Origin of the sequence: Saccharopolyspora hirsuta (assembly GCF_008630535.1) — a bacterium.
GTDB lineage: Bacteria > Actinomycetota > Actinomycetes > Mycobacteriales > Pseudonocardiaceae > Saccharopolyspora > Saccharopolyspora hirsuta.
The window spans coordinates 293,068-316,827 of record NZ_VWPH01000002.1; the positions used below are offsets into that span (position 1 = coordinate 293,068).

Here is a 23,760-nt window from a genome sequence, read left to right on the forward strand (position 1 = left end):
GGACTGATCGCCAACGGGCCGTTCACCTCGGAAGGGGTGGACGGCCCGTTTCAGCTCTGCGGTTCGCGGCTGCTGCTGGCGCGGGCCACCAGGTGGGCGGAGAGGGTCGTCGTGGTCGCCTCGGTGCGCTCGCCGCCGATCCGGCCGAGCAGGAGCTGGGCCGCCACCGCCCCGACGTCGTACGCGGGCTGCGCGACGACGGTCAGCGGCGGGTCGAGCAGCGTCGCCCACGGTGCGTCGTCGAAGGCCACCACGCCGACGTCGCGGCCGGGCCGCAGGCCGAGCTCGGCGCAGGTCTCCAGCACGCCGACCGCCATCATGTTGTTCGCCACCAGCACCGCGTCCGGCCGGTCCGGCCGGATCAGCAGCGAGTGCGCGGCCCGCTTCGCCCCGGCCGCCTTGAACTCCGAGCGCCGCACCAGCACGTCGCTCGACGGCAGCCCGGCCGCCCGGACACCGTCGCGGTAGCCCGCGAGTCGGTCGTCGGCGGTGCGCACCCCGCTCGGGCCGGTGAGGCAGCCGATCCGGCGGTACCCCTGGTCGACGAGGTGCTGGACGGCTTCCGCGGCCGCGAGCCTGCTGTCCACCAGCACGGTGTCGCTCGGCGTGTCCGGCAGCGGGCGGTCCACCGCCACGACCGGCGTGGTGGACCGGTTGAGCAGCTCGACGCTCTCGCTGTGCCCGGTGGGCGACAGCAGCACCCCGGCGACCCGCTCCTGCAGCGCGACGTCGATGTACTCGCGCTCCTTCGCCGGTTCGTCGTCGGAGTTGCACAGCACCACCGAGTAGCCCGCCGCGTGCGCCACGTCCTCGACACCGCGGGCGATCGCGGTGAAGAACGGGTTCTCCACGTCCGCGATGATCAGGGCCAGCACCGCGGTCTCCTGCTTGCGCAGGTTGCGGGCCGGGCCGTTGGGCCGGTAGCCGAGTTCGGCGGCCGCGGCGAACACCCGGGCGGCCAGCTCGGGGTCGACCGTGCTCTTGCCGTTGAGCGCGCGGGAAACGGTCGCGGTGGACACCCCGGCGCGGGTCGCCACGTCACTGATCGTCGCCACGGTTCCTCCTCGTGACCTCTTCCCGAGTGATGGCGGGCCGCCCGCCTTGACAGCCCTCGTCCTGCCAGAATAGCGTCCGAGAAAACGATTGCTCGCCGGTCATGTCGGCATTCGGACACGAGTTGTTCCGGTCGGGCGGCCCCGCGGGGGAGCCCGCCGGGTGGGCTGGCGGCGCCTCCTCGCCGCCGGTCCTGCGCAGTCAACGCCGCCTGCTCACCTTGGAGGAACTGTGGCCCGCATCGGTGTCGTGACCATTTCCGACGGTCGTGACCACGTCCACGCCCGCAACGCCGACTTCATCCGGTCCAAGCAGGACGCCCTGGTCGGGGCGCTGCGCGGGGCCGGGCACGAAGTGGTGGTCGGGGACGACCTGGTGGCCACCAACTCGCTGGCCACCTCGGTGGCGCGCAAGGTGGCCGCCGCCGACGTGGACGTGACCGTCTTCTACTACGCGGTCTGGGCGTTCCCGCACTTCACGATGCTCGCCCAGGACGCCACCCGCAGCCCGCTGGTGCTGGTGGCCAGCACCGACCCGACCGAGCCGGGGCTGGTCGGCATGCTCGCCGCCGGTGGCGCGCTGGACCAGATCGGCCGCCAGCACACCCGGGCCTGGGGCGCGCCGGACGACGCCGAGCTGGTCGAGAAGATCGGCGTGCAGGCCGCCGCTTCGGCCGCGGTGAAGTCGCTGCGGGGTTCGACCTTCGGCCGGTTCGGCGGGCGGCCGATGGGCATGAACACCGCGGTCGCCAACACCGACCAGTGGATGCGCAAGTTCGGCGTCGACGTGGAGGAGATCGACCAGTACGAGCTGGTCCTGCGCGCGGACAAGGCGGACGCCGGGGAGGCCCGCAAGGCCCGCGAGTGGATCGAGCAGAACGCCGCCGGGGTGCACTACGACGGCAAGAAGCTGACCCCGGAGCTGCTGGAGCTCCAGCTGCGCTCCTACCTGGCGATCCGGGACATCATCGCGGAGCGCGGCCTGGACTTCACCGGCATCAAGGCGCAGCCGGAGCTGACGGAGAACTTCGCGACCATGGACGTCACCGAGGCGTTCCTCAACGACCCCTACGATTGGAACGGCCCGAAGGAGCCGCACGTCTGCGCCACCGAGGCGGACATGGACGGCGCGCTGACCATGCAGCTGTTCAAGGCGATCTCCGGCAAGCCGGTGCTGTTCGCCGACGTCCGCCACTACCACGCCGACCGCGACATCTGGGACCTGTGCAACTCCGGTCAGCACGCCACCTGGTACGCCGCGCGCAGCGACGATCCGGCGGAGAACCTGGCCAAGGTCAACTTCTACCCGGAGGTGTTCTTCTTCCCGGCCGGTGGGGCGTCCGTGCAGCACATCGCGGCGCCGGGGCAGATGACGCTGGGGCGGCTGACCCGGGAGAACGGCGAGTACCGGCTGCAGCTGATGCTCGGCGAGTTCGAGAACTACGACGACGCGACCAACAAGGCGCTGGTGGAGCAGTCGACGCCGGAGTGGCCGCACGCGTTCGCCCGCCTAGACGCGCCGGGCGAGCTGTTCCTGTCGAAGTTCGGCGCCAACCACATCCACGCGATCCCCGGCGACCACCGCCCGGCGTTGCGCGCGATCGCCGAGCAGCTCGACATCCGCTTGGACGAGTGGACCCGGGGCTGACACCCGGTCCCGGTGCGATTTCAATGGAAGTCGCGGATCTTCGGCGCGTCGGATGCCGACACGCCGAAGGCCGCGGACAACATCCGCGATTTCAATGGAAATCGGAGGTCTGATCTCCATTGAAATCGCGTCCGTCGGGGGCCGAGCAGTCGAGCTGAGAGGGAGCGGGTCAGGTGGCCGAGAAGGTGTTGCTCGGGATCGACATCGGGACGGCTAGTTCGAAGGGCGTGCTGGTCGGCGCCGACGGGCGGATCCTGGCCCGGGCGAGTCGGCAGCACGAGACGTCCTACCCGCACCCGGGGTGGGTCGAGCACGACGCCGAAGCGGTGTGGTGGGACGACTTCCTGGGGCTGGTGCGGGAGCTCGTCCCCGCGGCCGACGGGCGGGAGATCGCCGGGCTCGGGGTCAGCGGCATCGGTCCGGTGCTGCTGCCCGCGGACGGCGACGGCAAGCCCCTGCGCCCGGCGATCCTCTACGGCGTCGACACCCGCGCGACGGAGGAGATCGCCGAGCTGACCGAGGAGCTCGGCGCCGACGAGATCCTCCGCCGGGGCGGCTCCGCGCTGTCCAGCCAGGCGGTCGGGCCGAAGATCCGCTGGTTGGCCAAGCACGAGCCGGAGGTCTACCGGCGCACCGAGATGCTGCTGATGTGCAGCTCGTACCTGGTGCACCGGCTCACCGGCCGCTACGTGCTCGACCACCACTCGGCCAGCCAGTGCGACCCGCTCTACGACCTGCGGTCCCGCACCTGGTCGGCGGACTGGGCGCAGCGCGTGGCCCCCGGGCTGACGCTGCCCGAGCTGGCCTGGCCGACCGAGGTCGTCGGTCGGGTCAGCGCGCAGGCGGCGGCGGAAACCGGTCTGCCGGAAGGACTTCCGGTGACCGCGGGCACCGTGGACGCGTGGGCGGAGGCCACCAGCGTGGGCGTGCGGCAGCCCGGCGACGTGATGCTCATGTACGGCACCACGATGTTCTTCGTCCAGGTGCTCGACGAGGTGCGGCCGCACCCGGCGCTGTGGGGAACCTGCGGAGCGTTCCCCGGCACGTACACGCTCGCGGCGGGGATGGCGACCTCGGGCGCGGTCACGCAGTGGCTGCGGAACCTGGTCGACGGCGAGTTCGCCGACCTGGTCGAGGAGGCCGCCGCGGTGCCCGCCGGGAGCCGCGGGCTTCTGATGCTGCCGTACTTCGCGGGCGAGCGGACGCCGATCTTCGACCCGGACGCGCGGGGCATCATCGCCGGGTTGGCCCTCGAGCACGGGCGCGCCGAGCTGTACCGGGCGGCGCTGGAGGGCATCGGTTTCGGGGTCCGGCACAACCTGGAGGCGATGGGCGAGGCGGGCGGCACGGCCGGGCGCCTGGTCGCGGTCGGCGGTGGCACCCAGGGCGGGTTGTGGACGCAGATCGTCTCCGACATCACCGGCCAGGAGCAGCAGGTGCCGGGCGAGACGATCGGCGCGGCTTACGGCGATGCGCTGCTCGCGGGGGTGGGCACGGACACGGCCGTCGACCCGGACGGCTGGAACCCGGTGGCGCGCACCGTCCGGCCGAACCCGGAGCACACGGAGCGCTACGACGCCTACTTCCGCCACTACCGGGACCTCTACGAGTCCACGGTGCGGATCGCGCACTTCCTGGCAGGTGAGCAGCGCGCCGCGGATGAGCGCGGCTGATCCACCGGTGACGTTCTGCTGATCTTGTTAAGCTCAGGCATTCGGGTGAGCTTTAACTAGATCGGGGAGGCTCGGGGGGAATGTCGGTGACGCGACGTGTTCTCGCGGCCTGCTTCGCCCTGGCGGCGCTGGTCACCGCGGGATGCTCGCGCGTGTCGGACGCCGACGAGGCCCCGCCGGTCGAGACGGCGGCCCGCGGACTGGGCGCGGCCGAAGTGGTGCGCGACCAGGTCTACGCCGAGCGCGACACCGGTGCGCTGAAGCTGGACCTGTTCCTCCCCGCTCCGCAGCGGGAGCCCGCTCCGCTGGTGGTCTACGTGCACGGCGGCGGCTGGGACGCGGGCGTCCGCACGCTCGATTCGGACCTCTCGGCCACCGAGGCGCTGACCGCGCAACGACTGCTGGACCGCGGTTACGCGGTGGCCACGGTGGACTACCGGTTGAGCGGGGTGGCGCAGGCCCCGGCGCAGGTCGTCGACGTGGCCGACGCGGTGCGCTACCTGCAGCAGCAGGCCGGTCGGTGGGGCCTGGACGCCGATCGGGTCGCGCTCTGGGGCGCCTCCGCGGGCGGGCACCTGGTGTCGCAGCTCGGCGCGGTGGCCGGTGACCCGGGGAAGCCGGGTGGCGGGCTGACCGGGATCCGCGCGGTGGTGGACTGGTTCGGCCCGACGGACATGAGCGCCGAGGCGCAGCGCGCGCAGCCGCAAATGCAGGAGTACGCCCGCCGGGTGGTCAACCAGCTGCTCGGCTGCATGCCGGTGGACTGCCCGGCGAAGGCGGAGGCGATGAGCCCGATCCGGAACCTCTCCGGCGACGAACCGCCGTTCCTGGTCCAGCAGGGCACGGCGGACTCGCTGGTCCCGCTGGAGCAGAGCCTGGACTTCGCGGAAGCCCTGCGCGGTCTCGGCGTGACCGTGGAGATGCACCCCTACGAGGGCCTCGACCACGGCTTCGGCCGCGGCCCGCACACCCCGCTGATCGCCGACACCGTCGCCGCCTTCGTCGAAACCCACGTCTGACGGCGGGCGCCCTACTCCGGTGCTGTCCCGTTGACCAGGGCGTCCTCGTTGCGGCGGACCTGGTCGACGGTGCCGGAACCGGCCGCTTCCGCCAGGGGCTGGACCGCGCTGCGGAAGGATTCGAGCGCGTCGAGCTCGCGGCGGCGGGCGGAGACGAAGCGCTGCAGGTGCGTGCTGGAGAGGTTCACCGCCTCCACCGCGCCGTTCGCGGCGCGCTGGGCGCGGACCGCCTGCGCCCGCACCTGCTCGATGTCCTCGGCGATGGTGCGCTCCGTCGCGGCGAACATCGCCGCCGACGCCAGCACCGCGAAACCCGTCGGCCCGCACAGGAAGACCCGCTTGTCCAGCAGCCAGGACAGCAGCTGCGGGTCGGTGTCCAGGGCGGCCACCACGGCGGCGTCGGACGGGACGAACATGATCGAGCCGTAGATCGCGTCGGCCCACTTCTGGTAGCCCTTGCCCGCGAGCTCGGTGGCGCGGGAGCGGATGTTGCGCACGTGCACGCGCAGGGCGTCGCGGCGCTCCTCGGGGTCGTCGGTCTCCATCGCCTCGGCCCACACCGCCAGGCTCGCCTTCGCGTCGACCGGGACCTGCCGACCACCGCCGACCGAGAGCACCATGTCCGGTCGGGCCGCACCCCCGCCCGCGAGGTCGGTCTGCAGCGTGAAGTGGGTGCCCTCGCGCAGCCCCAGCGACCGCGCGGTCTCGACCAGCACCTGCTCGCCGAGCTCGCCGCGACCGGTGATGGAGGCGAAGGCCACCTCGTACCGGCGCAGCGCGGCCTGCTGCTCGGTGCTCCGCGCGCGCTCGGCCTCGACCATGCGCAGCGCCTCGTCGGCGCGGCGCGCGCTGTCGGTGTACAGCCGCCAGATCAGCATCAGCGCCGCGGCGAACAACAGCGTCAGCACGACGACGATGGTGATCAGGACGCCGGTACCCACATGAGCTCCGTCCGGTAGTGACCGTTTGCACCCCGATGATGGCCGACCGACCCGACAAGATCACGCACCGCCACCCGGGCCCGCTGCCCGGGACGGCGACGGCAGGTGGTCGGTCCGTCACGCGATGGGGTGCTGGTGCACGACACGCCGAAGCGGCGTGGGGGGTCGGCGGGGTTCCGCCCGGACGTCGATAACTTGAGATCCATGCGGGTACTGCACACCTCCGACTGGCACGTGGGCCGGACGTTCCACGGGCGCGACCTGCTCGGAGATCAGGAGGCCGTCCTGGGCGGGCTGGCCGACCTGGTCGTCGACGAGCAGGTCGACGTCGTCGTGGTCGCCGGGGACCTCTACGACCGCGCCGTGCCGTCCGGCGAGGCCGTGCAGACCTGCGTGCGGGTGCTGGCGCGGATCCGCGAGGCGGGCGCCCAGCTGGTGGTGACCTCCGGCAACCACGACTCGGCCGCGCGGGTGGGCGCGTTCGCCGAGTTCGCCGCCGCCGGTGGCCTGCACCTGCGCACCCAGGTCGCCGGGTTGCACGTGCCGGTGGAGCTCGCCGACGAGCACGGGCCGGTCGCCGTCTACGGAATCCCGTACCTGGAGCCGGATCCGGCGCGGCGCGCGCTGCAGGACTGCGCGGACGTGCCGGGGGCCAGCGCCGAGATCGAGTCCCGCGGCCACACCGCGGTGCTCACCGAGGCGATGAACCGCATCCGCGCCGATCTGGCCGCGCGGCCGGACGGCACGCGTTCGGTGGTGCTGGCGCACGCCTTCGTCACGGGCGGCGACAGCAGCGATTCGGAGCGCACCATCGCCGTCGGCGGTGTCGAGCAGGTGCCGGGCTCGGTCTTCGACGGCGTGGACTACGTCGCGCTGGGCCACCTGCACGGCCCGCAGCGGCTGGCCGAGCACCTGCGGTACTCCGGCAGCCCGCTGGCGTACTCGTTCTCCGAGGCAGCGCAGCGCAAGTCGGTGTGGCTGGTGGACCTCGACGCCGACGGCCTGGCCGGGGTCGAGCGCCGCGAGCTGCCCGTCCCGCGCCGCCTGGCCACCGTGCGGGGAGAGCTGGAGGAGCTGCTCGAAGCACCCGAGCACGCCGAGTTGGAGGACTGCTACCTGTCGGTGACGCTCACCGACGAGGTCCGCCCGCTGGAGCCGATGCGCAAGCTCCAGCAGCGCTTCCCGCACGCGGTGCACCTGGAGTGGAAGCCCGCGACCGGCCGCGCGACCGCTCCGCTGCGCTACGCCGAGATCGTGCGGGGCCGCGACGACCGCGCGCTGGCCGACCAGTTCGTGGCGGACTGCCGGGGCTCGGATCCCACCGATTCCGAACGCGCGCTGCTCGGCGAGGCGCTGCGCGCGGTCGCTGCCGCGGAGGGGGCGAAATGAGACTGCACAGCCTGGAGGTCACCGCCTTCGGCCCGTACCGGGACCGCCAGCTGGTCGATTTCGACCGGCTGGGCGCCGACGGCCTCTTCCTGCTGCACGGCGACACCGGAGCGGGCAAGACGACGCTGCTCGACGCGGTCGCCTTCGCCCTCTACGGCTCGGTTCCGGGTGCGCGCGGCCAGGTCAAGCGGCTCCGCTGCGACACCGCCGCGCCCGATGTGCCGACCAAGGTGGTGCTGGAGCTCACGATCCAGGGCCAGCGGCTGCGGCTGGAGCGCAGTCCCGAGTACGAGCGGCCCAAGAAGCGCGGTGACGGGTTCACCACGCAGCCGGCGAAGGCCTCGCTGACCTGGGTGGACGGTGCGCCGACCGAGTACCCGCCGGAGGGCCTGACCCGGATCGACGAGGTCGCCCGCACGGTGCAGCGGTTGCTCGGCATGACGGTCGAGCAGTTCTTCCAGGTGGTGATGCTGCCGCAGGGCGAGTTCGCCCGGTTCCTGCGCTCGGACACCGCGGAGCGCGAGCAGCTGCTGGAGAAGCTGTTCGGCACCCAGCGCTTCGGGGAGGTCGAGCGCTGGTTCGTGGAACGGCGCCGGGAGCGCGGCCGCGAGGTCGAGGCGCAGACCCAGCAGGTGCGCGAGCTGCTCGCGCGCGTCTCGCAGGTCTCCGGCGCGGTGCACGAGTCCGATGTGGACGACCAGAGCTGGTTGGAGGACATCGAGAAGACCGCGCTCCGCGAGCTGGAGGGGGCGCAGGCCGAGCAGTCCAGGCTGCGCCGCGAGCGGGAGTCGGCGGAAGCGACCCTGGCGGAACGCCGCGAGCTGGCCGACAAGGTGCGGCGGGTTCGCCGGGCGAACGCCACGCTCGCCGAGATCGCCGAGCAGCAGGCCGAGCACGACGCGTGGCGCGCGGAGCGGGAGGCTGCTCACCGCGCGGTCCCGGTTCTGGCGGCTCACCGCGCGGTCCAGCGCGCCGAGCAGGAGCGCGACAAGGCAGGCGCCGAGGTCGTGGCCGCAGCGGCGCGGTGCGAGCTGGACCCGGAAACGCCGGTGGCGGAGCTGCGCTCCCTGGCCGGGGCGAAGCGGGAGGAGGCCGGTGCGCTCGCGCACCTGGTTCCCGAGGCGCAGCAACAGGAAACCGACCGCCGCAGGGCGGCCGAGCTGGCCGAGCAGATCGCTCGCGACGAGCAGCGGGAGGCGAAGCTGCTCGAACAGCAGACAGCCCTCCCGGAACGCATCAGCGCCGCCCGCCAGCAGGTCGAGGAGGCCAAGCACGCGGAGCTCCGGCTGGACGGCGTCCAGGCCAGGGGGACCGAGGTCGCCGCACTGCTGACCGCCGCCCGCGAACTCCCCGCCGCCCAGCAGGCGCTCGCGGCGGCGACGACCAACGCCCAGCGGGCGGTGGACGCCCACCAGCAAGCGCGCGACCTGCTCCAAGACCTCCGCGCCCGGCGCCTCGCCGGAATGGCCGCCGAACTCGCCACCCGGCTCACCCCCGGCGAACCCTGCCCGGTGTGCGGCTCGGCCGAGCACCCGGAGCCGGGCAAGCCGATCGGCGACCCGGTGAGCGCCGAAGACGAGGAGAAGGCCCAGCTCGACGAGCAGAAGGCCCACCGCCGCCGCGAACAGGCCGCGGTGGAAGCACAGCGAGCGCAGCAGAAGGTCGATGCGCTGCTGGAGCGCCTCGGCGAGCGAACGGAGTCGGAACTCGCCGCCGAACTGCAGGAACTGCGAGCGGAGCGCGAAGCGTTGCGAAGCGCAGCGGAGCAGCTGCCGCAGCGCACCGCGCACCTGGCGGAGCTCGAAGCCTCCACGGAACGCCTGGCCGAGCAGCTGTCGCAGCTCCGCACCGCCCTCGCGGCGGCGAAGAGCGAACACACCACGCTGCTGTCCACAGTGGAAGAAAGGGAGTCGCGGCTGCGCGAAGGGCGCGGCGACTTCCCCAGCATCGCGGACCGGCGCGCCCACCTGCTCGACCTCGCCGCACGGCTCGACCAGCTGACAACAGCCCGGACAGCCCGCGACGAAGCCGAACGCCGCCTGACCGAACAGCAGGAGGCGCTGGCCGAAGCCGCGACCGCCGCGGGATTCGCCGACCCGGCCGCCGCCCTGGCCGCCGAGCGCAGCGAGGAACGCATCACCCAGCTCACCGAGGCGCTGGCCGAGGTCGAAGAGCGCGCCGCAGGCGCCCGCGCAGCGCTGGCGAGCGCGGAGCTCGCCGGAATCGACCCAGCCGCCGAGGTCGGCCTCGAAGAGGCCACCGAGGCGGCCACCGTCGCACGCGAAGCAGCGGAGCGCGCAGCTGCGCTGGCGCATCGCGCCGAGCAGCGGCAGCGCGACATCGCGCAGCTCGCGGAGCGCTTGCGCGGAGCGTGGGCGGAGCTCGGACCGGCGTTGGCGGAGCACGCCGAGCTGGAGGCGTTGGCGGACGTGGTCAACGGCCGCGGGCAGAACGCGCGGAAGATGTCGCTGCGGGCGTACGTGCTGGCCGCGCGGTTGGAGGAGGTGGCCGTCGCGGCGACGCGGCGGTTGCAGCGGATGAGCGGCGGGCGGTACTCGTTCGTGCACTCCGATGCGGCCGGGGCGCGCGGGACTCGCGGCGGGCTCGGCCTCGACGTGCTCGACGACTACTCCGGCAAGGTCCGCCCGGCCAAGACCCTGTCCGGCGGCGAGTCCTTCCTGGCCTCGCTGTCCCTGGCGCTCGGCCTGGCCGACGTGGTGGCGGCGGAAACCGGCGGTGCGCTGCTGGACACGCTGTTCATCGACGAGGGCTTCGGCACCCTGGACGCGGACACCCTCGACCTGGTCATGGACACCCTCGACGACCTCAGAGCAGGAGGCCGAGTGGTCGGCCTGGTCTCCCACGTCGAAGAAATGCGCCAACGCATCGCAGTCCGCCTCCGAGTCAGAAAGTCCCGAGAAGGCTCAACCCTCGAACTCCAAACCTGACCCAAGCCCCAAAACACGCCCAAGACGACCGAGCCTCAGCGCTGCCCAAGCCGCGCCCACAGTGGGCCCGAGGTGCAGTGAAGACTCCGATACCACGGCCACGGCCGTGCGAGGGGTGGTGACGTCCGCAATTTCGATTGAAATTGCCTCGCCACCCCACCGCAGGCTCCGTCGAGAACGATGGCAATTTCGATTGAAATTGCAACACCGCGCAAAGCAACCACCCACCGCTTTGAACCCAAAACCAACCCCGTACCCCACCGCACCTCTCCACGCCAAGCCTGCGAAGTATCACCACCGATCCTCCGGTGAGGACACCCCTGCTCAGCTCAAACGGCACCGCAGGATCACCCCGCACCAAGGCCTCCACGCGCCGCTCCGCCCCGCAACCCCAACCCACGGTCACCGAAAGCCCCGTCGCACCGCCCGGCTCACGACGCAAGCCCAGCCTCGTGCTCAAGAAGCCACCGCTTCACCGGCGCTCCCCACCGGAATCCACCGAGCGACCCGTCGCTGCGAAGAACCCGGTGGCACGGCACGAAGAGTGCCGCAGCGTTCCGCGCGCAGGCCGACGCCGCCGCCCGGACCGCTTGCGGGCGACCGGCGAGCGCCGCGTACTCGGCGTAGCTCACCGGCTCCCCGGCCGGAACCTTCCGCAGGACTTCCCACGCCAGTTCCCGGAACGGCCCGGACTTCTGCCGCACCGGGGTCCCGTCCACGGCGTGCAGATCGCCGTCGTGGTACCTGCGGATCGCCTCCGTCACCGCACCGAGATCGGCCGCTTCCACCGGCGTCTCGGACAGCAGCGCGGGGGAGATCAGCGGCAGCAGCTCGTCCAGCTGCGCGGTCCAGCCGGACGCGAGCACAGCACCTTCGCCATCGACCACGGCCGTGAAGGGCCCGGCCGGAGTGTCCACAGTAGACCATTTGATCACAACGACTCCAAGGGGGATCAGCCCGGCGGTTCACGAAGCGCGCTGCAGCTGTGGTGGCGCGACTGCAGCCTCCCACAGCAGCACCCCGGCGTAGGAGCTCCACGGGCTCCACCTCCGGGCGTGCTCCTGAATCACCGCCGGATCTTCGGACAGTCCGAGGGCCTCGGCGCCGCGGCGCAGCGCGAGGTCACCGATGAGCAGCACGTCCGGTGCGCCGAGCACGCGCATGGCGACGTAGCTCGACGTCCACGGGCCGATCCCGCGGATCTGCTCCAGCTCGTGCCGCAGCTCCGCCTCGTCCCGGCCGGGGTGCAGGGCCAACCGGCCTTCGGCGACCGCGGCCGCCACGTCGCGGACGGTTTCCGCACGTCGTCGCGGTCCGGGCAGGGCTTCCAGCGCTCGTTCGGCGAGCACTTCGGCAGTGGGGAACAGCGTGGTCACCGAGCCCTGCGCGTGCGGCAGGGGCTCGCCCAGGTCGGTGACCAGCCGCTCGGTGGTCTTGCGGGCGGCCGCGACCGAGATCTGCTGACCGATCACCGCGCGGATCAGGATCTCCAGGCCGTCCACGCTGCCCGGAACCCGCACTCCCGGTGTGCGGGCGATGGAGGTGCGCAGCACCGGGTCGGCGCCGAGCACCTCGCGGACCGCGATCGGGTCCGCGTCGAGGTCGAGCAGGCGGCGCAGCCTGGTCACCGCGCTGCCGAGGTCGCGCAGGTCGGTCAGCTGCAGCGTGCAGGCGACGTACTTGTCCTGAGGCCGCAGCGTCGCGACTCCGGTTCCGTACGGCAGCCGCAGGGAGCGCGTGTAGTGGTCGGGCCCGGCTTCTTCCAGGCCTGCCAGTGCACGTTGGCTGAGGAAGCGCAGCACGCCCGAGGCGTCGCACGGGGCGCGGAACGGCAGCCGCAGGGGCACGGTGCCAGCGCCGCTCGGGGCGTCGTTCCGGCGCTGCGCGCGGCTGCGCATCTCGGTCGGCGTGGTGCCGAAGACCTCGCGCATGGTGTCGTTGAACTGCCGCAGGCTGGAGAAGCCCGCCGCGAAGGCGACATCGCTGAACGAGATCGCCGTCGTCTCGATCAGGATCCGCGCCGAGTGCGCGCGGTGCGCGCGGGCCAGGCCGAGCGGACCGGCGCCGAGCTCGGCGGTGAGCGCCCTGGTCAGGTGCCGCTCCGAGTACCCGAGCTGGTCGGCCAGCCCGCGGACGCCGCAGCGGTCCACCACGCCGTCGGTGATCAGCCGCATGGCCCGACCGGCGAGGTCGGCCCGCAGGTTCCACTCGGGCGACCCCGGCACGGCGTCCGGCAGGCACCGCCGGCACGCCCGGAACCCGGCGGCCTGCGCGGCGGCGGCTGTTGCGAAGAACACGCTGTTGGTGCGCTTCGGGGTGCGAGCGGGGCAGGAGGGGCGGCAGTAGATGCCGGTCGAGCGGACGGCGTGGATGAAGCAGCCGTCGAACCGCGCATCGCGCGAGGCCACTGCCCGGAAGGCTTCCTCGGTTCCCACCAACATGCCTTCGATCGTGCCAGCGGGCAGCACCGGTCACTAGCGGAAATCGGACACGACCGTTCGTGGGCGATGGGTGGGCAAATGCGCGTTTGATCCCTATCGTCGCGACATGGCGAATTCCAAGATCAAGCTCATCACCGCCGCGGCCGGGGCCGCGCTCGCCGCGATGGTCACCGCTGGCTGCAACGACCCGGCACCGGCTCCGGAGCAGCAGCAGGAGCAGGAGGACGGCAACCAGCAGGACCAGCAGGGCGACCAGGACGACGACCAGCAGGGCGATCAGGGCGGCGACGACCAGGGCGGCGACGACCAGCAGGACGACGGCTAGGACGGACCGGCGCACCTCGTGAGCGGCGGTGGTGGTCCTCGCCGCTCACGAGCCCTACCGGGGCCGATGCCGGTCCGGGCGAGCACCTAGACTCCAGGGCGTGAGCCTCACCCTCGGAATCGTCGGGCTGCCCAACGTCGGCAAGTCCACCTTGTTCAACGCGCTGACCAGCAACGACGCTCTCGCGGCGAACTACCCGTTCGCCACCATCGAACCGAACGTGGGCGTCGTGCCGCTGCCGGACGAGCGGCTGGACAAGCTCGCGGAGATCTTCGGCTCGGCCAAGACGGTGCCCGCCACGGTGTCGTTCGTGGACATCGCGGGCCTGGTCAAGGGCGCTTCCGAGGGCCAGGGCCTGGGCAACAAGTTCCTCGCCAACATCCGCGAGGCGGACGCGATCTGCCAGGTCATCCGGGTCTTCGACGACCCCGACGTGGTGCACGTCGACGGCCGGGTGGACCCGTCCAGCGACATCGAGACGATCAACACCGAGCTGATCCTCGCCGACCTGCAGACCCTGGAGAAGGCGCTGCCGCGGCTGGAGAAGGAAGCCCGCACGCACAAGGACAAGCGCCCGGCCCTGGAGCTGGCGCAGCAGGCCAAGGAGATCCTCGACTCCGGCAAGACGCTGTTCGCGGCGGGCCTGGGCAAGGACACCCCGGACCTGCGCGAGCTGAACCTGCTGACCACCAAGCCGTTCCTCTACGTGTTCAACGCCGACGAGGGCGTGCTGGCCGACGAGGCCAAGCAGGCGGAGCTGCGCGACCTGGTCGCGCCCGCGGACGCGGTGTTCCTGGACGCCAAGGTCGAGGCGGAGCTCAAGGAGCTCGACGAGGAGTCCCAGCGCGAGCTGCTGGAGTCGATCGGCCAGGCGGAGCCGGGCCTCAACGCGCTGGCCCGCGCTGGCTTCCACACCCTGGGCCTGCAGACCTACCTGACGGCTGGCCCGAAGGAGGCCCGCGCCTGGACGATCCGCCAGGGCTGGACGGCGCCCCAGGCAGCGGGCGTGATCCACACCGACTTCGAGCGCGGCTTCATCAAGGCCGAGATCGTCTCCTACGACGACCTCACCAGCGCGGGCTCGATGGCGGAGGCCAAGTCGGCGGGCAAGGTCCGCATGGAGGGCAAGGACTACGTGATGGCCGACGGCGACGTCGTGGAGTTCCGCTTCAACGTGTGACCGGCAGGTCGGGGCTGGGCTCCTCCGCCGCCCGCTCGTGATCAGGGGGCCGTTGTCAGCAAGCCGGAGACCCGAACAGTGCGGGCGCGGAAGGGCCCGGCCATGCGTCATAGGATCAGACCTGTGAGGGCGGCGACGGGGACCAGGATCCGGTCGCCGGAGTTCTGGCACGATCCGCGTTTCCCGCAGATCGAGTCGAGGCGCTCCTGCAGGCAGAACTCCTGCTACCGGCCGCACACGCACGATCGCTTCGCCGTCGGGTTGATCGACGAGGGGACCAGCGAGTTCGTCGGGCGGTCCGCATCGCCGGTGCGCCTCGAACCGCGCGACGTCATTCTCATCCCCGCCGGGCACGTCCACTCGTGCAACCCGGTCAGCGGCGACTGGGTGTACCAGATGATGCTCTTCGATCCGGAGTGGCTTCGCGTGCGCGCGTGGGAGCACGACACGGCATTCGACGGGGCGATCCAAGTGCATCGCGACTCCGACGCGTACCGCCTCTTCGGCGAGGTGAACGCAGCGCTGTTCGAGGGGCCGCGTGATCTCGACGGGCTCGAACGGTCGCTTCGCCGTGCGTTCGCCGGGCTCGGAACCGCGAGCGTCCGGCGCGAGGATCCTGTCGGCGCATCCGCACTCGCGGCCAGGCTCCGCCCGGTTCTCGACGTGCTCGCAGAGCGGCCGGAGGACCCGCGCCTCGATGATCTCGTGACCGACGTCGGGATGAGTCGATACCAGCTGATCCGCGCCGTCAAGAGCGCCACCGGTCTCACGCCGATCGCCTGGCGCAACAACGCGCGCGTCATGCGGGCGCGGGCGATGCTGCGGGGCGGGGAGCCGATCGCCTCCGTCGCGCACACCCTGGGGTTCGCGGACCAGAGCCACTTCCACCGCGTGTTCCGCGCCCACGTGGCGACGACGCCTGGCGCGTACATGCGCTGATGCAATTTCGTTCAATACGGTGAGCGCGAGCGGACCTCAAGATGGGCAGCGTCTTCTCCGCTCGTCCCGAACGAAAGTTTGATGGATCAGTTTCTCGCCGTCGCCCTCGCCCACTTCCTCGCGCTGCTCATCCCCGGCGTCGACTTCTTCCTGATCGTCCGAACCGCCGCCGCCCACGGGTGGCGCAGCGCAAGCGGTGTCTGCACGGGCATCGCCTCGGCGAACGGGGTGTTCATCGTCGCCGCGCTCACCGGACTCACCTTGGTTGGTGACGATCGGATCCTCGCGTGGATCGAGCTCGCCGGTGGTGCGTTCCTCATCTCGATGGGCCTCGCCTTCTGGCGTGCGCGGATCTCGCTCACCGTCGACGCGGAAGGTGTTGTGGGACGCGCGGTGTGGATCAGGAACGTTGGCCTCGGGCTCGCCTCCGGGCTCCTGAACCCGAAGAACCTCCTGTTCTACGTCAGCCTCGCCGCCACGCTGTCGTCGGCGACGACCGGGCAGCTCACGTTGTACGGGGCGTGGATGTTCTCCATCGTGCTGGCGTGGGACCTGTTCGTCGCCGCTGTGATGGGTGCCAAGCGAAGCCGCACGATTCTCGCGCGGGCGCTCCCGTGGATCACAAAGGCCGCGGCGATCGTCGTGACGCTGTTCGGGATCGGAGCGGTGCTCGCCGCGGTGAGGACGCTTGTGGTGTGAGCGCCGCAGGTATCGGCGTCGTGAGGTTGGTCCGTGCCGGAACTCGGTGGAGTTCTGCCAAAACGTCTGATCCGCGGCGGCCCGCCCCACGTCCTGGTGACTCACGATTATTCGGTGAGCTTCCACTACCCGTTCTCCGACATCGACCGGTCGCGGTTCGCGGCCGCAGGTTTTGGCCTGGCTTCACGTTCTCGTCGGCTCACGGCGCAGCAGGTGCTGGAGGTGTGGCCACTTGCGTGGGTTCCGCAGGTGCGGATGGAAATCCACCTCGCTGCGGACTCGGACCCGCAGGCTTCTCAGACGGAGGTCGCTGTGCGCTTCACCGAGTCGGTGGCCACGCTCGATGGTGCTTCGCCGTTCTGGGAGGAGAAGGCGTTCGAGGTCGAGGACCTGGGAGTGCCCACATCGGCGACCCACGAGTGGTTGGTCGGTCGAGCCGGTTTGCCCCTCGCTTGAGCGCAGCTTCGCATCGGCCGCAACCGAGAAACCGGCCGGATGCGAATGCTGCTGGCGGAGGTGCGGGGATCGACCCTGCCGTCCCCAGGCGCGGGGCGGTGGCGACGAGCGCGGGCTGCGAAATCAGATGGCCCTGCGTGCCGGAACTCGGTCGAATTTAGATTTTCAAACTGACATCTGTCGGCGAGACAAGAAGGAGCCCTGACGGGGAGCACGATGTCCAACGATCCTTTGAATCTCGACGAGGCCGGCGAGTGGGCTGGCCTGTGGTGGCTGCCGGACAAGCCTGACGAGAAGGTCCCGGGAGTCCTCCGGTACGACGCCGAAGGGGGTCTCTTGCTGTCGCTGATCGGCACCTTCGAGGACCGGATAATGACGACGGGCTCGTCAGGATGGACCGAGGTCCACGAAGGAACCCGTACCTGGGAAGTCATGCACGGTGTGGCCGAGCTCAGGGAGATCACTCTGCTCGGTTGTGTTCCAAAGAGCACGAGAAGGACCTTCGGTGCACGGGTGAAGAGCCCTGAAACGCAGACCATGACCGCGGCGACCGCGATCGTCGGCGCGCACGTCAACGGCGAGGAAGACGCGGCGTTCTCCATGGCGGAGGTCTCGGTCGACGACTTAGGCCTCTGGGCGGCGTCTTCAGTGTTCGAAGGATTCCTCGGCGCTCCTGACGGCAAGATCGACGGGACCGGGCGCCTCTCGGTGAAGCCCGTCGAGGGGCAGTCGGTCGTGGTCGACGACACCGAGTATCGCCTTGTGCACACTCACACGCTCCCGTACTTCGACCAGCGCAAGGGCGGCGCTGTCGGACGTATGAGGGACACAGTCTCCATCTGCGTCGCGCCGGCCGAACCGTTCTCGCTGAGCGCTGCCTTGCAGGCGGCGAGCCTGGTGCAGGACCTGATCTCCCTGGCGACGCACCGCGCGGCTGGGGTGATCTGGCTCCGGTTGGAGGTGGCCGGTACCGAGTTACTCCTCCCGAATGATCGGCCCCTGCCGCGTCGGCGCGCCGATGTGCTCTACTCGCCCGCAGCGGTGGGCGAGCATGACGCGAAGGTCGTCGACCATCACCGAGTGTTTTTCACCTGCGACTCGCTCCCGTTTGAGGAGGTCTTGCCCCGCTGGTGCGAGGCTCGTGGTCGCCTGCGGGCAGCGACGAACATGATCTTGGGCCTGCGCTACGCACCGGCCCGCTTCGTCGAGACCAATCTTCTGACTGCAGTCGGTGCGGCCGAGGTGCTGCACCGAAACCTCCGCATCGACGAGAAGCCGTTCCCTCCGGCCGCGTTCAAGGCGATGCGCAGCGCCATGCTCGAGCAGGTCCCTGACGAGCACCGTTCAAGGTTCAAGGAGGTCATCCGCAACGACCCGACGCTGCGGGATCGACTGGACGCTCTTGTGATGCGTCCTGACCGGGAAGCAATCGGACTCTTGATGCCGGACGTCGAGAGATGGGCAGAACGGGCCTCCAAGGCCCGCAACGACCTGGCGCACGAAGGAAAGACGCCCAAGCACTCCTTCGACGAGCTGATCGCGATCGTCGAGGTGACCACCGCCGTCGTCATCCTCAACCTTCTGCACGAGCTCGGCCTGCCGGCCGAGCGGCAGAGGGAGATCGTGCGGGATCATCCAAGGCTCAGGCATACGGCTGGCCTCGCCCGCGAACGGCTGGTCGCCTCCGAATCCGACTGACCCGCCCTACTCGCTGCTGGGCGCAGGACGGTCATTCATTCGAGACTGTCGGTCCCGTCGGGAAGACTATCGCCATGACCAAGGGGGCTGTCGCTGAGCGCAGATGCGCGGCGTAGGAGGTAGCTGCATTGAGTGAGGGCGATTCAGTTGCGACCGCAGAAGCGCCGTCTGAGGATGGTGTGCACGTGACCGGCAAGAAGAGCACAGCGAAGCTTCATCACTACGTTCCACAGGGGTACCTTCGGGGCTTCGCTACGAACCAGGAGCGCATCAGCGTCATTCCCCTTGACCGCCGCCGAAAGCCTTACACGCCGAGCGTGAGGAATGTGGCCGCGCAGAACCACTTCCACACGGTTGGCGAGTTCGAGGAGCCGGATGCGTTCGAGAAGGTGCTGAGCGAGGTGGAGGGCCAGGCCCTCGGCATCATCAGGGGCTTTGCGGAAGGCGAGTTCCCTCCCTCCGAGCAGAACAGGTGGGCCTTCGCCCACTACATGGCGCTGCAAAGCGTGCGTGGGCCGGACACGCGTAGGACGATCGAGCACCTCCGCGCGACCATGGTCCGCCTCGAGGTAGGTGTCGGCGGGCGCAAGAACGTCGGCGCGTGGATCCGCGACAATCTCGGATTCGACCCGACGCCCGAGCAAGAGGAGCGCATCTGGGAAGAGGCCACCCAGCCAGGCGGGCCGCCGATCGGGTTCTCCAACCTGGCCCACATCCAGAACGCAGTCGCGACCGCGCTGAAACTGACGCCCTACCTCGCGACCCGTCCCTGGGCACTCATTCGCTTCGACCGACGCTCCCTCATAACATCGGATGCTCCGGTCAGCCTTGTGCGCCGACCGGACGACGAGCCGTGGGACGGGGTCGGCTTCGCGACGGCATGGGGCGTCACGTTCCCGCTCACGCGCAAACTGGGACTGCTTATGAGCGATCCCATGGCGATGTTGGAGGGCGTTGGAGCCGATGCCCCGCGTGTCCAGGAACTCCGCGGCTTGGTGCTTGCTGGAAAGATTGACCGAGTTCAGCCGGGGACCACGGCCACGGAGAAGCTGTTCAACCTGCACACCGTGGAGTCGGCCAGGGAGTACGTCTTCCACCATCCCGATGACGAGCGGTTCGTCCCGGCCGATCTGCCCGAACCGGACCTGGTCAACATCAAACCGGCGGGAGGACTCGTCGACATGGACTTCGACGGTGAGCCGCTGTTCGCGCCCGGTCGGGACGAACCCTCACCGGCGTGAGGAGAGCCCGCGCAAGTCGTGGCCAGCGGCGTTCGTGACGTTGAAATGGGTGCCACGCCGATCGTCTCCGCGAACTTTTCCTGCACCAGCTCATGGGACTTGCGTAGCCCGCGCGCCCGCGCGCCGAGGATCTCCTTGAGCGATTCAGCCACAGATCAATCGGAGCCACTTTCGCGACTCTGTCCGACGCCGTGGCAGACGGTTCTATGTATTGGAACTCGGTGGAGTTCTGCTTCAACGTCTGATCGCGCTCGTGCGATGCTGGCCCGACGGCTAGATCGGGGAGCGACATGGCAGCGCAGCGACCTGGTGCCCACTCGTGGGCGTCGCAGGTGTCGGACGAGGAGTTCCGGCTCTCGGAGCTCGACCTCCACGTGCTCGGTTCCCATCCGGAGATCCTGGCGGCCCTGGGGCGCCGGTGGCGCACCGGGCCATCGACCGACACGGTGGCGTTCGCGGCAGCCATGCCAGCCGGGATCGGCGCGCTGGTGCTGGCGCCCGGCTGGTTCCGGCAGGCCCAGGGGGAGCCGTGGCTTGAGCCGGTGGACCTCGGCGACCGCGCTCCCTCCACCGCATCGTTCTTCTTCGCGGTCGCCCTGGTCGGATTGGCGGTCCTGACGGCGCTGTGGCTCCGGCGCGGTCGGCTCCGCGCCGGGCCCGAGGTGTTCGCGGTCGTGTTCACGCTGGTCGCCGCCCTCGTCGCGCTGCCGCTCATGACGTCCGTCGACGTGCTCGGGTTCGCCCCGGTCTGGGGTGCGGCCGCGGCCGCAGCCGCCGTGCTCGGAGCGTTCACCCTGGCCTCGGCGGGGCGGCGGACCGGGGATGCCCGGGACTTCCAGGTCACGGGCCCAGCCGACCTCGCCCGCGCCGATGCCCTGGTCGCCGCACTGCCACCGCGCAAGGTCAAGGGCCTCGCTGCCGAGCGCACGCGTGCGGTGGGGCGGCTGCGGGAACGAGGCCTGATCACCGCTGGCCAGGCAGCAGCGGTCGAGGCTCTCCCGATCGGGGCCTCGATCACCCTCGACTCCTGACGCGGGATCCGGCGCGGTCAGCTGTTGAACTTCTCCAGCAGCGCGAGGGCGGAATCCTTGCCGAGCTGGTGGGCCGCGAGCGGGCTGTCGCCGGAGAGCAGGTTGCGGTCGCGGGTGGTCGCTCCGGTCATGTCGCCGTTGATGACCTCGATACCGGCTTCCTGCAGCCGTTCGCCGAGGTTCCAGGGCATCTTCCCGGGCAGGTATCCGATCTCGACGTTGGCACCGAGGTCCAGGGCGTCGGGGAAGGCGACGATCTCGTACCCGGCGAAGGGGTTGGCGTCACGATCGACGCCAGCGGCCAGCAACGCGGCGGGCCCGTGGCACAGCGTGATCACCAAGCGGTCGTTGTCCAGGAAGAAGTCCAGCGCATCCCGCAGGTCGGTGCTGGAGGGGATGCCGTTCATCGCCCCGTGCCCACCGGGGATGAAGATCGCTGCGTAGTCCTCCAGGCCGTCCGCGATCACCTCGGCGAGCTTCTCCGGAGCCTTGAAGCCGTCCTTCGTGGCCGCCCATGCCGACTTCACCGCTTCGTCCTCCCCCGGGAACGCCCACCACTCGATCTTGCCGGGGCCACCGCTGATCGTGGCGATGTCGATGCCGTACCCGGCCTGCGCCATGTGGTGGATGGGCAGGAGCGTCTCCACCGGGTGGTTGCCGGTGGAGAAGAACGTCCCGTTCTGCATGAGCATGTAGCGCTCGTCGGTGGCGATCACGAGGATCTTCCAGCGGCCACCGGTGTACTTCTCCTCCGTGGCCAGACCGTCGTAATCGGTCTTGTCGGAGGTGTACTGGGAGAGCGAGTAGGGCGAGGGGAAGAAGGCGTTGTCCTCGGCCCGATCCGGGGTGGGTTTGCGGTCCTGCGCGTGCTCAGTCATCAGGTGCCTCCTGCGGTCGGTGGGTTCGATGGTCCGTCCCGACCGCGGCGCCCGCATCACGCGAAGCAGAGGCGTCTCAGCTGGTGGCGTTCAGCGTCGCCGCTGCGTTCACGAGGGCGGTGAGGGAGTCGCGGTGGTCGTGCTCGGCGTGCCCGAGGACGACGTAGCTCGGCTCGGCATCGGCGACGGGGACGCAGATCGTGCCGGGCGGTGCCGGGGTGACGAGCGAGCGGGGAAGTACCGCGACCACGCGTCCGATTCTGACCATGGGGATCAGTTCGGCGACGTCGTTGAGCTCGGGTCCGTCAGATCCGTCATCTGGGATGTCTCGCCAGCGCGGGAAGATCTCCCCGTCGAGATCCGCGGACCTGATGCTGGGGTGCCGGGCCAGGCGATGGTCTTCGGGCAGCACGGCGACGCGGTCCTCGACGTGGAGGGTCGCGGTCGCGAGGCCGGTGAGGTCCTCGAAGGGCGCGTACAGCAGAGCGGCGTCGGCTCGCCCGTTGCGAACGAGGTCGGCTCGTTCCGGGCCTGCGTGGAACATGATGTCGACGTGCCTGGCGTCCGGCGACTTCGCGTACTCCGCGAGCAACGCGGACAGCAGCCCGGCATCGCCGCCCGGCTTCATGGCGAGGCGCAGCGGCCCGGACTCGGCCGCCTGCTGGGCGCTCCGCACTGCGACGACCATGGCGTTGAGCGCGTGTCGCCCCTGTTCGAGCAGTGCCTCACCAGCGTTCGTGAGGGTCACGTTCCGGCTGGTCCGGATGAACAGCTGCACGCCCAGACGGGTCTCGACGCGCTGGATCGTCTTCGACAGTGCGGGCTGGGCGATGTGCAGGCGCGACGCGGCGCGGCCGAAGTGAAGTTCTTCAGCGACGGCCACGAAGTACCGCAGCTCCCGCACCTCCAGCAGATCCATGCCTCCAGGTTATCAGTGCCTGTCCAGTCGATATTGGACCGATCGTTCTGAGGAGTGCTTGAGTTGCAGCATGTTCACGCACACGATGCTTGTTTCCTTCGAAGATCAGATCTCCGACGCGGACCTCGATCAGTTCCTGTCCGATATTGAGAAGTCCATGAAAGACACCGGGGTCGTGCGGTGGTACTCCGCGCAGCGCCACATTCCCGTCGTCGGCGAGGAGGCGATCCCGGCGTTCATCGCGACCGCGGTGCTGCAGTTCGGAGTGGCGGACCAGGACGACCTGGCGACGCTGTTCGCGGCGCCGGGAGCGGTCGACGTGATCCACAAGTGGCGGGCACGCCATCCCTACGCGGTCGCGTGGGTGAACCACGAGACCCCGGCATGACGCGATGCGCGAGGTGGGAAGCCGTTGCTTCCTCGACGAGGTCGCCTGCTCGACTGGCGGGAACTCCTCCTCGGTACAAGCTCGCCATCATCAACTGGTTGGCGATCTACCCGCTGATCACCCTGTTGCTCTGGGTGGCAGCGCCCCTGGTGGAACGCCTTCCGGTCTACGTCACGACGCTGCTGCTGTCGGCCACGCTGGTGTTCCTGATGACGTTCGTCATCATGCCGTTCATGACCCGCCTGTACGCCCCCTGGCTGACAGGAGTTCGGCAGGAGCAGGCGACAAATCCTGACGTGCGGAGCAGCACCTTGCCCGGAAGTGGCCCTCAGCGGGTGGCGAACGCGCCTCCGTTGAGGTGGAGGTTCTTGGCCGGTGATGCGGCGGGCTTCGGGGGAGAGCAGGAACAGCGCGAGCGCCACGGCGTCGTCCGGGGTTCCGGTGCGGCCGATCGCGGTTTGCTGGCGGAGCTGCTCGGCTCGTTCTGCGGTCATGTGCCGTTGAAGAACTCCATGTCGGCGATGTAGCCCGGCGAGATGCAGTTGCCCCGGATGTCCCGTGGTCCCAGATCTGCGGCGAGACCGACGGCGAAGGAGGCGACCGCGGCTTTCGCCGGGTCGTAGTAGCCGACATCGTGTTCTGCGGCGATGGAACCGAACAGGAGACCAGCAGCACGTCCTCCGGCTCGAACCAGGTCCGGTCCGGGGCGAAGGGCGGTGGGACCAGCAGGTGCGGTTCCGGGCGGTTGCGGGCGTCGAGCCGGATGGTCATCTCCCGTTCGCTCTCGATGCAGTCGGGGGCCTGGCGGGCGAGCTCGACGGTGGGGCCGGTGACGAGGCGGCCGTGCCAGGACCGCTGCGGGGACTCTCCGACGACGAGTGCTCCATCGATCAGC

22 protein-coding genes are annotated in these 23,760 nt (G+C 70.3%); 15 read left to right on the plus strand and 7 right to left on the minus strand.

The features are described 5' to 3' along the window. Positions 1-50 precede the first annotated feature (50 nt). Positions 51-1,055, minus strand: a complete 1,005-nt coding sequence (locus F1721_RS04425; protein WP_150065238.1) for a LacI family DNA-binding transcriptional regulator — start codon at positions 1,053-1,055, stop codon at positions 51-53. Between the two features lie 229 nt (positions 1,056-1,284). Between F1721_RS04425 and F1721_RS04430 the strand changes: the two genes are divergently transcribed. From F1721_RS04430 to F1721_RS04440, 3 genes are all read left to right on the plus strand, one after another. Then, positions 1,285-2,700 (plus strand): L-fucose/L-arabinose isomerase family protein, encoded by a 1,416-nt coding sequence (locus F1721_RS04430; protein WP_150065239.1) that lies wholly within the window; start codon positions 1,285-1,287, stop codon positions 2,698-2,700. A gap of 173 nt (positions 2,701-2,873) precedes the next feature. Next, positions 2,874-4,373 carry an FGGY-family carbohydrate kinase gene (locus tag F1721_RS04435; RefSeq protein ID WP_150065240.1) on the plus strand — a complete coding sequence of 500 codons (1,500 nt, stop codon included), beginning with the start codon at positions 2,874-2,876 and terminating at the stop codon, positions 4,371-4,373. Between the two features lie 80 nt (positions 4,374-4,453). Next, complete coding sequence (locus F1721_RS04440) at positions 4,454-5,392, plus strand: alpha/beta hydrolase (protein WP_150065241.1); 939 nt, start codon at positions 4,454-4,456, stop codon at positions 5,390-5,392. 11 nt (positions 5,393-5,403) lie between these two features. On the opposite strand, the gene F1721_RS04445 is transcribed toward F1721_RS04440, so the two are convergent. After that, positions 5,404-6,270: a DNA recombination protein RmuC gene (locus F1721_RS04445; protein ID WP_387511709.1), complete on the minus strand. Its 867-nt coding sequence runs from the start codon at positions 6,268-6,270 to the stop codon at positions 5,404-5,406. 267 nt (positions 6,271-6,537) lie between these two features. Here F1721_RS04445 and F1721_RS04450 point away from each other — a divergent pair, with 267 nt between their 5' ends. Both F1721_RS04450 and F1721_RS04455 read left to right on the plus strand, forming a co-directional pair. Beyond that, positions 6,538-7,722, plus strand: coding sequence for an exonuclease SbcCD subunit D (locus tag F1721_RS04450; protein ID WP_150065243.1), 1,185 nt, complete (start codon positions 6,538-6,540; stop codon positions 7,720-7,722). After that, positions 7,719-10,670, plus strand: coding sequence for an AAA family ATPase (locus tag F1721_RS04455; RefSeq protein WP_150065244.1), 2,952 nt, complete (start codon positions 7,719-7,721; stop codon positions 10,668-10,670). Before F1721_RS04450 ends, F1721_RS04455 begins: the two co-directional genes overlap by 4 nt. Positions 10,671-11,101: 431 nt before the next feature. Here the strand turns inward: F1721_RS04455 and F1721_RS04460 are convergent, their stop codons facing one another. Further along, positions 11,102-11,605, minus strand: a complete 504-nt coding sequence (locus F1721_RS04460) for a methylated-DNA--[protein]-cysteine S-methyltransferase (RefSeq protein ID WP_150065245.1) — start codon at positions 11,603-11,605, stop codon at positions 11,102-11,104. A 30-nt stretch (positions 11,606-11,635) separates the two neighbouring features. Then, positions 11,636-13,111, minus strand: a complete 1,476-nt coding sequence (locus F1721_RS04465; RefSeq protein WP_150065246.1) for a DNA-3-methyladenine glycosylase 2 family protein — start codon at positions 13,109-13,111, stop codon at positions 11,636-11,638. Positions 13,112-13,217: 106 nt separating this feature from the next. Here F1721_RS04465 and F1721_RS04470 point away from each other — a divergent pair, with 106 nt between their 5' ends. The 8 genes from F1721_RS04470 to F1721_RS04505 all read left to right on the plus strand — a co-directional run bounded on the left by F1721_RS04470 (position 13,218) and on the right by F1721_RS04505 (position 20,680). Beyond that, positions 13,218-13,436, plus strand: coding sequence for a hypothetical protein (locus tag F1721_RS04470; RefSeq protein WP_150065247.1), 219 nt, complete (start codon positions 13,218-13,220; stop codon positions 13,434-13,436). Between the two features lie 100 nt (positions 13,437-13,536). Further along, positions 13,537-14,616: a redox-regulated ATPase YchF gene (gene ychF / locus F1721_RS04475; RefSeq protein WP_150065248.1), complete on the plus strand. Its 1,080-nt coding sequence runs from the start codon at positions 13,537-13,539 to the stop codon at positions 14,614-14,616. A 123-nt stretch (positions 14,617-14,739) separates the two neighbouring features. Continuing rightward, complete coding sequence (locus F1721_RS04480; RefSeq protein ID WP_246154208.1) at positions 14,740-15,555, plus strand: helix-turn-helix domain-containing protein; 816 nt, start codon at positions 14,740-14,742, stop codon at positions 15,553-15,555. Positions 15,556-15,636: 81 nt separating this feature from the next. Next, positions 15,637-16,254 carry a LysE family translocator gene (locus F1721_RS04485; protein WP_150065250.1) on the plus strand — a complete coding sequence of 206 codons (618 nt, stop codon included), beginning with the start codon at positions 15,637-15,639 and terminating at the stop codon, positions 16,252-16,254. Positions 16,255-16,368: 114 nt separating this feature from the next. Then, entirely contained in the window at positions 16,369-16,710 is a 342-nt protein-coding gene (locus F1721_RS04490) for a hypothetical protein (RefSeq protein WP_150065251.1), read from the plus strand. 216 nt (positions 16,711-16,926) lie between these two features. Further along, on the plus strand, positions 16,927-18,408 hold the full coding sequence (locus tag F1721_RS04495) for an ApeA N-terminal domain 1-containing protein (protein WP_150065252.1): 1,482 nt from the start codon (positions 16,927-16,929) through the stop codon (positions 18,406-18,408). A 185-nt stretch (positions 18,409-18,593) separates the two neighbouring features. Continuing rightward, positions 18,594-19,649, plus strand: coding sequence for a DUF4238 domain-containing protein (locus F1721_RS04500; protein WP_170301349.1), 1,056 nt, complete (start codon positions 18,594-18,596; stop codon positions 19,647-19,649). Between the two features lie 290 nt (positions 19,650-19,939). After that, a complete protein-coding gene (locus F1721_RS04505; protein WP_150065254.1) occupies positions 19,940-20,680 on the plus strand; it encodes a hypothetical protein in 741 nt (246 codons plus the stop codon). A 17-nt stretch (positions 20,681-20,697) separates the two neighbouring features. Here the strand turns inward: F1721_RS04505 and hchA are convergent, their stop codons facing one another. Both hchA and F1721_RS04515 read right to left on the minus strand, forming a co-directional pair. Beyond that, the gene (gene hchA / locus F1721_RS04510) at positions 20,698-21,558 is read right to left on the minus strand and encodes a glyoxalase III HchA (RefSeq protein WP_150065255.1); all 861 of its coding nucleotides are present in this window, start codon (positions 21,556-21,558) and stop codon (positions 20,698-20,700) included. Positions 21,559-21,634: 76 nt separating this feature from the next. Continuing rightward, the gene (locus F1721_RS04515) at positions 21,635-22,477 is read right to left on the minus strand and encodes a LysR family transcriptional regulator (RefSeq protein WP_150065256.1); all 843 of its coding nucleotides are present in this window, start codon (positions 22,475-22,477) and stop codon (positions 21,635-21,637) included. A 70-nt stretch (positions 22,478-22,547) separates the two neighbouring features. Between F1721_RS04515 and F1721_RS04520 the strand changes: the two genes are divergently transcribed. Together F1721_RS04520 and F1721_RS04525 are read left to right on the plus strand one after the other, a co-directional pair. Then, positions 22,548-22,865: a hypothetical protein gene (locus tag F1721_RS04520; protein WP_150065257.1), complete on the plus strand. Its 318-nt coding sequence runs from the start codon at positions 22,548-22,550 to the stop codon at positions 22,863-22,865. A 98-nt stretch (positions 22,866-22,963) separates the two neighbouring features. Next, a complete protein-coding gene (locus tag F1721_RS04525; RefSeq protein WP_150065258.1) occupies positions 22,964-23,392 on the plus strand; it encodes a putative antibiotic biosynthesis monooxygenase in 429 nt (142 codons plus the stop codon). Here the strand turns inward: F1721_RS04525 and F1721_RS35590 are convergent. Beyond that, positions 23,356-23,715, minus strand: a complete 360-nt coding sequence (locus tag F1721_RS35590) for an SDR family oxidoreductase (protein WP_150065554.1) — start codon at positions 23,713-23,715, stop codon at positions 23,356-23,358. The genes F1721_RS04525 and F1721_RS35590 overlap by 37 nt on opposite strands. Positions 23,716-23,760 lie beyond the last annotated feature (45 nt).

Coding starts and splice junctions, on each gene's coding strand:
- F1721_RS04440 (WP_150065241.1), top strand. CDS start 4,454: ATGTCGGTGACGCGACGTGTTCTCGCGGCCTGCTTCGCCCTGGCGGCG.
- F1721_RS04445 (WP_387511709.1), bottom strand. CDS start 6,270: ATGCTGATCTGGCGGCTGTACACCGACAGCGCGCGCCGCGCCGACGAG.
- F1721_RS04450 (WP_150065243.1), top strand. CDS start 6,538: ATGCGGGTACTGCACACCTCCGACTGGCACGTGGGCCGGACGTTCCAC.
- F1721_RS04455 (WP_150065244.1), top strand. CDS start 7,719: ATGAGACTGCACAGCCTGGAGGTCACCGCCTTCGGCCCGTACCGGGAC.
- F1721_RS04465 (WP_150065246.1), bottom strand. CDS start 13,111: ATGTTGGTGGGAACCGAGGAAGCCTTCCGGGCAGTGGCCTCGCGCGAT.
- F1721_RS04470 (WP_150065247.1), top strand. CDS start 13,218: ATGGCGAATTCCAAGATCAAGCTCATCACCGCCGCGGCCGGGGCCGCG.
- F1721_RS04485 (WP_150065250.1), top strand. CDS start 15,637: ATGGATCAGTTTCTCGCCGTCGCCCTCGCCCACTTCCTCGCGCTGCTC.
- F1721_RS04495 (WP_150065252.1), top strand. CDS start 16,927: ATGTCCAACGATCCTTTGAATCTCGACGAGGCCGGCGAGTGGGCTGGC.
- F1721_RS04505 (WP_150065254.1), top strand. CDS start 19,940: ATGGCAGCGCAGCGACCTGGTGCCCACTCGTGGGCGTCGCAGGTGTCG.
- hchA (WP_150065255.1), bottom strand. CDS start 21,558: ATGACTGAGCACGCGCAGGACCGCAAACCCACCCCGGATCGGGCCGAG.
- F1721_RS04515 (WP_150065256.1), bottom strand. CDS start 22,477: ATGGATCTGCTGGAGGTGCGGGAGCTGCGGTACTTCGTGGCCGTCGCT.
- F1721_RS04520 (WP_150065257.1), top strand. CDS start 22,548: ATGTTCACGCACACGATGCTTGTTTCCTTCGAAGATCAGATCTCCGAC.